The sequence below is a fragment of the Moritella sp. 5 genome, assembly GCF_018219455.1.
Lineage (GTDB): Bacteria > Pseudomonadota > Gammaproteobacteria > Enterobacterales > Moritellaceae > Moritella.
The window spans coordinates 297,966-308,943 of record NZ_CP056122.1; the positions used below are offsets into that span (position 1 = coordinate 297,966).

The following is a 10,978-nucleotide window of genomic DNA, read 5'->3' on the forward strand; positions in this document are numbered from 1 at the left end:
AATGAGTATTGAAATTTTCGTTCCAGACATTGGTGATGATGAAGTAGAAGTAACTGAGATTTCCGTTCAAATCGGAGATACAGTTGCAGAAGAAGATACTTTGCTTACTGTTGAGGGTGACAAAGCGTCTATGGAAGTACCTGCACCACAAGCAGGTGTAGTACAAGAAATTCGTGTAAATGTTGGTGACACAGTGAAAACTGGTTCATTAGTATTTATCTTTGCTGATGCAGCAAGCGTAGCTGCTCCGGCTGCAGAGGTTGCTGTTGAAGCCGTTCCTGCACCAGTTGCAGCGGCAGCAGTGCAAGTATTAGAAGTTAACATTCCTGACATCGGCGACGATGAAGTGGAAGTAACTGAGATTTCAGTTAAAGTTGGCGATACTGTTGCTGAAGAAGACACGTTAATGGCTGTTGAAGGCGATAAAGCTTCAATGGAAGTTCCTGCACCATTCGCAGGTGTTGTGAAAGAAATTAAAGCAGCTGTTGGCGATAAAGTAACAACTGGTTCTTTCATCATGACGTTTGAAGTTGCTGGTGTTGCACCTGTTGCTGCTCCTGTTGTAGCTGAAGCGGCTGCACCTGCTGCAAAAGTTGAAGCGCCGAAAGCTGCTGCTCCAGCTGCTGCAAAAGCACCTGAAGCAACTGGTTTCGTTGAAAACGATGCTTACCACCATGCATCACCAGTAGTTCGTCGTCTAGCACGCGAATTCGGTGTTAACTTAGATAAAGTTGGCGCAACTGGTCGTAAAGGTCGCATCGCGAAAGAAGACGTACAAACTTACGTTAAAAACGCTGTTAAACGTTTAGAATCTGGCGCTACTGGCGGCAATGGTTCTGGTATGGACGTACTAGCATGGCCGAAAGTTGATTTCGCTAAATTTGGTGAAATCGAAGTAGTTAAGATGACTCGTATCCAGAAGATTTCTGGTCCGAACCTGCACCGTAACTGGGTTAAAATCCCACACGTTACACAGTTCGACGAAGCAGACATCACTGAACTAGAAGCATTCCGTAAAGTTGAGAACAACAAACTTGTTAAGCAAGATAAAGGCTTCAAGATTTCTCCACTTATCTTCATCGTGAAAGCAGTAGCTAAAGCGTTAGCTGATTATCCGAAGTTCAACACTTCAATCGGCGAAGATGGCGAAAGCATCATTCAGAAGAAATACATCAACGTTGGTGTTGCTGTTGATACACCAAACGGTCTAGTTGTTCCGGTTATCCGTAACGTTGACCAGAAAGGTATTTACGAGCTTTGCCAAGATCTTGCTGTTATCTCTAAGAAAGCACGTTCTGGTAAACTGACTTCTTCTGATATGCAAGGCGGTTGTTTCACAATTTCTAGTCTTGGCGGTATCGGTGGTACTCAATTTACACCAATCGTTAATGCGCCAGAAGTTGCAATTTTAGGCGTATCACGCTCTGAAATTAAACCTAAGTGGGATGGCAAAGACTTTGCTCCTCGTCTTATGTTACCAATGGCACTTTCATATGATCACCGCGTGATCGATGGTGCTGACGGTGCTCGTTTTGTTACAGCATTAAACGGATATCTTTCAGATCTTCGTCAACTAGTACTTTAATTTTAATTAAGTAATAGTTTTAGTATTTAATTAAAGAGAAGTTTAAGTATTTATTAAGTAGAGTTATCGCATTTTTGCAATGTTTTAACTCTTTTAACTCTTTTTACTTCTCATTTATTTAACATATATGTAAAATTATCTGGAATCGAACATCATTACTCAGAAGCGTTAAAATAGAGCCTCTGAGTGAGGTAACCCGCCATTCCAGATAATTAAATGACAACGAGGTCATAATGAGTAATGAAGTTAAAGCTCAGGTAGTAGTACTAGGTGCTGGTCCTGCTGGTTATTCTGCTGCATTCCGTGCGGCAGATCTAGGTTTAGAAACTGTAATCATCGAACGTTACAACACCCTAGGTGGTGTTTGTCTTAACGTTGGTTGTATCCCTTCAAAAGCTTTACTACACGTAGCTAAAGTAATTGAAGAAGCAAAATCATTAGCAGATCACGGTATCGTGTTCGGCGAACCACAAACTGACATCACTAAAATCCGTTCATGGAAAGAAAAAGTTGTTGGTCAATTAACTGGTGGTCTTGGCGGTATGGCTAAGATGCGTAAAGTTAAAGTGGTTGAAGGTTTAGCACAATTTACTGGCGCTAACACTATTGAAGCAACAGACAGTGACGGTAACGTTACAACTGTTACATTTGATAATGCAATCATTGCAGCGGGTTCACGTCCAGTTAAACTACCATTCATTCCGCATGAAGATCCACGCGTTTGGGATTCAACTGATGCACTAGAGCTGAAAGAAGTTCCTGGTAAATTGCTTGTACTTGGTGGTGGTATCATCGGTCTAGAAATGGGTACTGTGTACTCTGCACTAGGTTCTGATATTGACGTTGTTGAGTTTGCAGATCAATTAGTACCTGCAGCGGATAAAGACATCGTTAAAATTTATGCTAAAGCAGTTAAAAACAAATTTAACGTAATGTTAAGCACAAAAGTAACAGCTGTTGACGCAAAAGAAGACGGCCTATATGTTACGTTTGAAGGCAAAAAAGCGCCTGCTGAACCAGTACGTTATGACGCTGTTCTTGTTGCTGTTGGTCGTGTACCAAACGGTCTAGGCTTAAATGCTGAAAAAGCAGGTATTACTGTAACTGAACGTGGTTTTATTGAAACAAATAAAACGATGAGCACGAACGTTCCACACATTTATGCAATCGGCGATATCGTTGGTCAACCTATGTTGGCGCATAAAGGTGTGCATGAAGGTCACGTTGCTGCAGAAAACATTGCTGGCAAGAAACACTTCTTCGATCCTAAAGTTATTCCTTCAATTGCTTACACTGAGCCAGAAATGGCGTGGGCAGGTCTAACTGAGAAAGAAGCGAAAGAGCAAGGCGTAAACTACGAAGCTGCTGTATTCCCTTGGGCTGCATCAGGTCGTGCGATCGCTTCTGACGCATCTAACGGTATGACTAAGTTATTATTCAACAAAGACACTAACCGTATTATCGGTGGTGCTATGGTTGGTACTAACGCTGGTGAATTACTAGGTGAAGTTTGTCTAGCAATTGAAATGGGTTGTGATGCAGAAGATATCGCATTAACAATTCACGCTCACCCAACGTTACACGAATCAGTTGGTATGGCTGCAGAAATTTATGAAGGTTCTATTACAGATCTTCCTAATGCAAAAGCTGTGAAGAAAAAATAATTTAGCGATTTAATCGTTAATATTAGAGAGCGACCTTAGGGTCGCTTTTTTTATACCTGAAATTAGGTTTTTTAAAACAGGTGCTGCTAATATAGTTAAGTTATATGTAATATAACCAGTTGTCCCCATTGGATGCGATGGATTAATTTTTAGGATTGTCATCAAGATATGGTACAGATTAAACGGATTTTTGGTTCTTCATTTAACATGCTGAATGGGTTATTACTCGTTTTCATCAGCCTGCACTTAAATACTGCAATTGCCGCAGAAACAGCTTTAGATCGTGGTCATAACAATGAACAGCAACGGCCTAAAATTGGTCTGGCATTGAGTGGTGGTGGTGCTAAAGGTGCTGCGCATTTAGGGGTTATTAAATATTTAGAAAAAAATAATATCCCTATCGATTATATAGCGGGTACCAGTATGGGCTCGTTTATTGGTGGCATGTATGCCATGGGGCGCTCATCTGCGCAAATTGAAGCTATGCTAGCAGAGTATGATTGGAGCCAAGGTTACAATGATGACGTACCACGTGATGCTCTCTCGGTAAGAGAAAAGCAGCGCCAAGATTCCTTTCAATTGCAAACCAATATTGGCTTTGATGGCACTAGTGTGGAATACCCATCAGGTTTTGTCCAAGGTCAAGGCATGGGCAAGCTATTACGTTTATCAACGAACAGTTTGCCTTATGTACGTCATTTTGACTTATTACCGATCCCTTATCGTGCGGTCGCTACCAATATTGAAACCATGAGCGAAGTGGTATTAGAGCGTGGTGATTTGTCCAAAGTGATGCAGGCGAGTATGTCTATTCCCGGTGCGTTAACCCCTGTGTTTATTGAAGGTCAGTATCTTGTCGATGGTGGTATGGTGAATAATTTACCTATATCGGTATTACAAGATATGGGGGCGGATATTATTATTGCGGTTGATATCGGCTCTCAGCTTTATCGCGAAGAGGAGATCACCAGCGCTTTTCTTATCTTTGATCAGCTATCGAGCTCGATGACACGTACCAGTGCCAATGAACAGATATTGAAACTATCCGAACAAGATATTTTGCTCAGTCCTGAAATTGACGGTATTGGCACTGCAGATTTTGATTTGATGTTAGATGCGGTGGATCGTGGTGAAAAGTCTGCGCAGAGTGCGAGTGCTAAATTAATGGGTTTGTCGTTATCTGATGACGATTACGCATTATATCAACAACAAAAGGCAGTTAAAAAACAACAGTTGGCACAAATTGATATTATTCAAATCAATGATATCGACATCACCACTGATACCCGTTTAAGTCCCAAGGTGATTGAAAATAAATTAAACTTAAAACGTGGGGATAAGATCACAGTTGCTGAATTAGAGACGCAAATTGATGTGCTTTATGCATTAAATTTATTTCAAAAAGTCGATTACAGCATTACTGAAAAAGAGGGTGTCCATGACCTACATATCAACGTAGTAGAGAAAAGTTGGGGACCAGGCTATGTTGATTTTAAATTTAATATTCAAGAGTCAACTACCAGTGATGACCGTCAGCAAATTGGCTTACAATACATACTAACGGATTTAAACCGATTGGGTGCGGAATGGCGCTCTGAGTTAGTGTATGGCACGGATTCTAATATCAGTACCGAATTTTATTCACCGATTGATTATAACCAAAACTTCTTTTTTAAATCGGGGATAAGACTAGAAGACTATGAAAGTAAGTTATACCTAAGCTCAATAAATGATCCTGAACTCAAGCCTGTTAATTCTAGTTTTGAATATTTTGTTGTGACCACAGAACAAATCAATGTTTATGCAGAGCTCGGTATTATTCCTTTTGATTGGGCGCAAATTGCGGTTGGTAGTTATTATCAAACTGGTAATGCAGACATCGAGGGTTCCAGTATCAATACTAATTTTGATAGCCAGGGGTGGTATTTACAGACGCGCTTAGACTCGTTCGATAATATCTCTTTTCCAACGAAAGGCTTTAAGCTCGATTCTGATATATACATAGATACAAGTGACTACTTTAATAGTAGTGAAAACAACGTGTTCTTCAGCCTAGATTGGCGTAATGCAATGTCATTTAATCGCTCGACCTTTGAATTTAAAGCGTCGATGGCAAGTTATGATGGCCCTCCTATTTCACCAACATTTGAAGTGGGACTCGGTGGTTTCCAAAACCTCTCGGGTTATGGCATTAACGAGATCACGGGTAATTATAAAGGTTTAGTTGCTCTAATCTATCGACATCGTTTATTGGATAACAATTTTGGCGCATTCTCATTCCCGCTTTATCTGGGCGCGTCCATCGAACGAGGGAATGTATGGAATGATAAAGATGACATCAGCTTTGATTCAACCATTTCTGCGGGTAGTGTATTTATAGCCTTAGACACGGGCATAGGTCCTGTGATGTTCTCTTACGGTTATGCTGAAGGTGGACACGCTTCTGGTTATCTCTTTATTGGTAATAATTTCTAAATACGCGTTAGCACTATTCATATGAATTAACTCTTCTTTTTACACCATAAGTTTGATGAATGTTGAGTATTGATGTAAAAATGCTTCTGCACTTGCTGCTTTAATTTTAATTTTAGGTTAAAAATGTTATATTTGTGAACACTCTGCAAGAGGCCTTAACTTTATTATCGCTGAGTTCACATCAATAACCGTTGAATTCACATCGCAAATGAATAGGTTAAGGTTACATATAACAAGGATGTCCACCATGGGTGGCATAAACTAAGAGGAATGAGTCGTGTTAGAAGCTTATCGTAAACATGTCGAAGAACGTGCCGCTGATGGGGTTGTACCTAAACCTCTTGATGCTGAACAAGTTGCTGCTCTAGTTGAATTGGTGAAAAGCCCAATTGCTGGCGAAGAAGAAGTTATTTTAGATCTTTTAACCAATCGCGTACCACCAGGTGTGGATGAAGCTGCTTATGTAAAAGCTGGATTTTTAACTGCGATTGTTAAAGGCGAAGCGACATCACCGATCTTATCTGCAGAACGTGCGACTGAACTACTTGGCACGATGCAAGGTGGTTACAACATAGAAACATTGGTTGAATTACTGGATGTTGATGCACTTGCTCCAATTGCTGCAAAAGCCTTATCTCACACACTATTAATGTTCGATGCTTTCTATACTGTTGAAGAAAAAGCAAAAGCGGGTAATAAATTCGCACAACAAGTATTACAGTCTTGGGCAGATGCAGAATGGTTCTTAAGCAAACCAGAAGTTGCTGAGAAACTGACTGTTACCGTATTTAAAGTACCTGGCGAAACGAATACCGATGATTTATCTCCTGCACCAGATGCATGGTCTCGCCCAGATATCCCACTACACGCACTTGCTATGCTTAAGAATGAGCGTGAAGGTGTTGCTGCAAATTCACTACAAGCAATTGAAGAACTAAAAGAAAAAGGTCATCAAGTTGCTTACGTTGGTGACGTTGTTGGTACTGGTTCTTCACGCAAATCAGCAACTAACTCTGTGTTATGGTGCATGGGTGATGATATCCCATTCGTACCGAACAAACGTGGTGGTGGTATTTGTATCGGTTCTAAAATCGCGCCTATTTTCTTCAATACAATGGAAGATTCAGGTGCACTACCACTCGAATTTGATGTAACTAGCTTAAATACTGGCGACGTTATTGATATTTACCCATATGAAGGTGTTGTTAAAGCTCACGAAACTGGCGCAGAGATCACTGAATTTAAGATCAAAACAGATGTAATTCTTGATGAAGTACGTGCTGGTGGCCGTATCCCACTTATTATTGGTCGCGGTCTAACGACGCGTGCACGTACAGCGCTAGGTCTAGATGATTCAACGGTATTCCGTTTACCAGAAGATGTTGCTGAATCAACGAAAGGCTATACCCTAGCACAGAAAATGGTTGGTAAAGCATGTGGGGTTGCAGGCGTACGTCCTAACCAATATTGTGAACCAAAAATGACAACTGTTGGTTCTCAAGATACTACGGGTCCGATGACACGTGATGAGCTAAAAGATTTAGCTTGTCTTGGTTTCTCTGCTGATTTAGTTATGCAGTCTTTCTGTCATACAGCCGCTTATCCGAAACCTGTAGATGTGCAAACGCATCATACACTACCTGATTTTATCCGTAATCGTGCGGGTGTTTCTTTACGTCCAGGTGATGGTGTTATTCACTCATGGTTAAACCGTATGTTATTACCAGATACAGTTGGTACTGGTGGTGATTCACATACACGTTTCCCATTAGGTATTTCTTTCCCTGCTGGTTCTGGTCTTGTTGCATTTGCAGCAGCAACTGGTGTTATGCCATTGGATATGCCTGAATCTATTTTAGTACGCTTTAAAGGTGAACTACAACCTGGTATCACACTACGTGATCTAGTTAATGCTATCCCTTACTATGCTATTCAACAAGGGCTACTGACTGTTGAGAAAGCTGGTAAAATCAATGCGTTCTCTGGTCGTGTACTTGAAATTGAAGGTCTACCAGAGCTGAAAGTTGAGCAAGCATTCGAATTATCAGATGCATCAGCAGAGCGTTCTGCTGCAGGTTGTTCAATCAAGCTTAATGAAGCGCCAATCATTGAATATCTAGAGTCTAACATCGTGATGTTAAACTGGATGATTGCTGAAGGTTATGGCGATCCGAAGACGATTGCTCGCCGTGTAGCTGAAATGAAAGCATGGATCGCAGATCCACAATTACTTGAAGCTGACGCGGATGCAGAATACGCTGAGATCATCGAAATCGATTTAGCTGACGTTAAAGAGCCTATCCTAGCTTGTCCAAACGACCCAGATGACGTTAAATTATTAACAGATGTTGCTGGTGTTGAAATTGACGAAGTATTTGTTGGTTCATGTATGACTAACATCGGGCACTTCCGTGCAGCTGGTAAACTACTTGAGAAATTCAGTGGTACTTTACCAACACGTATGTGGGTAACACCACCAACGCGTATGGATGCCGCACAATTAAGTGATGAAGGTTACTACTCAATCTTCGGTAAAGCGGGCGCTCGTACAGAAATGCCTGGTTGTTCACTGTGTATGGGTAACCAAGCACGTGTAGGCGATAATACGACGGTTGTTTCTACTTCAACACGTAACTTCCCGAACCGTTTAGGTAATGGCGCTAACGTTTACCTCAGTTCTGCTGAAGTTGCTGCAGTAGCGGCGATTAAAGGTAAGATCCCAACAGTTGCAGAGTACATGGAACTGGCTTCTGAAATTGATGCAACAGCAGCGGATACATACCGTTACTTAAATTTCGATCAAATTGCTTCTTACATTGAGAAAGCGAACGAAGTGATTGTTCAAGAAGCAGTATAATTAACGCGTAGCATCCTTGGTGCTGAACTGTTAATTAAACAGAAATAGATAAAATAATAATGAAACGGCTCCCTCGATAGGGAGCCGTTTTTGTTTCTGTTGTTTTTTGTTACACTCCAGCGCTGAACAGCTATTATATTTATTAACTAATAAGAAGCAGGCATAACCGTGGATTTTGAATTTCGAAAAGATACCCTTACAGATACATACCGCGTCATCATATCAATGGAACAGACGGCACTAGGTAGTTGGATCCAAGGCACTTTAGGCACGGATAAGGCCACTATTGCGTTGATTCAAGCGGAAGTTGATTTATTAAAAGCACGTAAAAAACAAGAGTACCGTTTAGTTGGTGATGAGATGACATTAACCATGACGCAAGAAGATGTCTGTGCTTGTATGAATTCGGAGTTAATTGATACTGGCGAAGAGCTAGATGACGATATGAATTTTTATGATGCGGAAACTGTGGCAGTTTGTGGCTTGGAGGATTTTGAGATCATACTCCAAGCCTGGTTAGAATTCTTTAGTCAGCGTTAATCCCACTCTTCCGATGTGTAGCTAAATGTTGGTAATGACCATTTCCAATAAATAGCACACAAGCGCAGTGACACACCGAGGCAGAAGGCCACAATAAGATTGATATTGTGGTCAATACCAAACGTTTCTAAGCCCAGATAAAGTACCGCGACTAATAATGAGATACCCGCATAGATCTCTTTACAGAATACCACTGGGGTACGATTACAGAGTAGATCGCGTATTACCCCGCCACAAATACCCGTTATCATACCCGCCATAATAATCACGGTTGGGTGATAACCGAGTTTCATCGCTACATTACAACCAATAATGGTAAATGCTATCAAGCCTACCGCATCAAGTACTAAGAATAAACGGCGTAAATGATTCATGTGTTTAGCTATCAGAATAGTAAACAAACCTGCACATATGGTGATATAGACATAGTGGGGATGTTGGGTCCAAGATATTGGAAAATTACCCAATAACAGATCACGCACTGTACCACCACCAAGCGCAGTAACAAATGCGATAACAGCCACGCCGAAGATGTCCATATTACGGCGACCCGCCATCAATGCACCCGACATCGCTTCGGCAGTTATCGCGATTAAATAGATATAAGTTAGCATTATTGCGAACCCTTTAAGTTAACGAAATTTGGGGGGAGATATCCATTTAAAATATGCTTAGCTCCTTACAAGTTGGCGATCCTATACATAAACATTTTTATGGTCAACCTAAACTGAATTTGAGGTCAGGATTTTACTTCGACTTAGATTGTAAACTCTGTAATGCGGGATTAAATTTGTTGTAACACTTACAAAGGTTGCATAAATGGGTTAGACTTCTGGATGGCTAATGTATTACTTAAGGATGGGAATAATGCCGATTAGAATTAAAGACGGGCTACCGGCTGCGGAAATATTAGGTAATGAAAATATTTTTGTGATGCTAGAGTCACGAGCAACGAAGCAAGAAATTAGACCGCTGCAGGTTGTTGTTCTTAACCTTATGCCGAAGAAAATTGAGACTGAAAATCAAATTCTACGGTTATTATCAAATACGCCACTGCAAGTAAATGTAGAGTTATTGCGGATTGATTATCGTGCCTCTAAGAATACCCCCCAAGAACATATTGATGAGTTCTATCACGACTTTGAACGTATTCGTCATAATAATTACGATGGTTTGATCATCACGGGTGCGCCATTAGGCTTAGTCGGTCATGATGAAGTTGTGTATTGGCCACAAATCGAAGAGATCATTAACTGGTCGAAAACCCACGTGGTATCCACCCTGTTCTTATGCTGGGCTGCGCAAGCGGCATTAAAAGTCTTGCATGGTATTGATAAAAAAGTCCATGAGAATAAATTTTCTGGTGTCTATCCACAGCAAACATTCCACCGCCATAATCCATTAGTACGCGGGTTTGATGATGAATTTTCCGTACCGATGTCGCGTTATGCCAACTTTTCTGAAGAGATGTTTGCAGGTACAGACCTTAATATCTTAGCGGCGAATGATGAAACGGGTGTGTATTTAGCCGCATCAAAAGATTTCCGTCAGGTATTTGTAACTGGTCATCCAGAATACAGCGCAGATACTTTACACCAAGAATATATGCGTGATATTGCCGAAGGCGTTGAGGCCGGAGTACCGGCGAATTACTATGAAGGTAATGATGCTGAAAATGCCCCTCGTGTTACTTGGCGTAGTCATGGTAATCTGCTCTATAGCAACTGGTTAAACTATTATGTTTATCAACAAACGCCATATGACTTAAATGATCTATAAATGCAATGATCTATAGACGTTAGAGATTAGTATCAAATAATAAGACTCAGGACTGGGTCTGCAGTAAATTAAACGAGG

At 40.9% G+C, this 10,978-nt stretch carries 7 protein-coding genes; 6 read left to right on the forward strand and 1 reads right to left on the reverse strand.

Annotation, left to right across the window (positions count from 1 at the left end):
• Position 1 precedes the first annotated feature (1 nt).
• The 5 genes from aceF to HWV01_RS01430 all read left to right on the forward strand — a co-directional run bounded on the left by aceF (position 2) and on the right by HWV01_RS01430 (position 9,121).
• Positions 2-1,585: a pyruvate dehydrogenase complex dihydrolipoyllysine-residue acetyltransferase gene (aceF, locus tag HWV01_RS01410; RefSeq protein WP_211673745.1), complete on the forward strand. Its 1,584-nt coding sequence runs from the start codon at positions 2-4 to the stop codon at positions 1,583-1,585.
• Between the two features lie 233 nt (positions 1,586-1,818).
• A complete protein-coding gene (lpdA, locus tag HWV01_RS01415) occupies positions 1,819-3,249 on the forward strand; it encodes a dihydrolipoyl dehydrogenase (protein ID WP_211673746.1) in 1,431 nt (476 codons plus the stop codon).
• A gap of 168 nt (positions 3,250-3,417) precedes the next feature.
• Complete coding sequence (locus tag HWV01_RS01420) at positions 3,418-5,724, forward strand: patatin-like phospholipase family protein (protein ID WP_211673747.1); 2,307 nt, start codon at positions 3,418-3,420, stop codon at positions 5,722-5,724.
• 277 nt (positions 5,725-6,001) lie between these two features.
• A complete protein-coding gene (gene acnB / locus HWV01_RS01425; protein WP_211673748.1) occupies positions 6,002-8,581 on the forward strand; it encodes a bifunctional aconitate hydratase 2/2-methylisocitrate dehydratase in 2,580 nt (859 codons plus the stop codon).
• Positions 8,582-8,749: 168 nt separating this feature from the next.
• Positions 8,750-9,121 carry a YacL family protein gene (locus tag HWV01_RS01430; protein WP_211673749.1) on the forward strand — a complete coding sequence of 124 codons (372 nt, stop codon included), beginning with the start codon at positions 8,750-8,752 and terminating at the stop codon, positions 9,119-9,121.
• Here HWV01_RS01430 and HWV01_RS01435 read toward each other — a convergent pair.
• On the reverse strand, positions 9,118-9,735 hold the full coding sequence (locus HWV01_RS01435) for a trimeric intracellular cation channel family protein (RefSeq protein WP_211673750.1): 618 nt from the start codon (positions 9,733-9,735) through the stop codon (positions 9,118-9,120). The genes HWV01_RS01430 and HWV01_RS01435 overlap by 4 nt on opposite strands.
• A gap of 253 nt (positions 9,736-9,988) precedes the next feature.
• On the opposite strand from HWV01_RS01435, the gene metA reads away from it, so the two are divergent.
• On the forward strand, positions 9,989-10,900 hold the full coding sequence (gene metA / locus HWV01_RS01440; protein ID WP_211673751.1) for a homoserine O-succinyltransferase: 912 nt from the start codon (positions 9,989-9,991) through the stop codon (positions 10,898-10,900).
• Positions 10,901-10,978 lie beyond the last annotated feature (78 nt).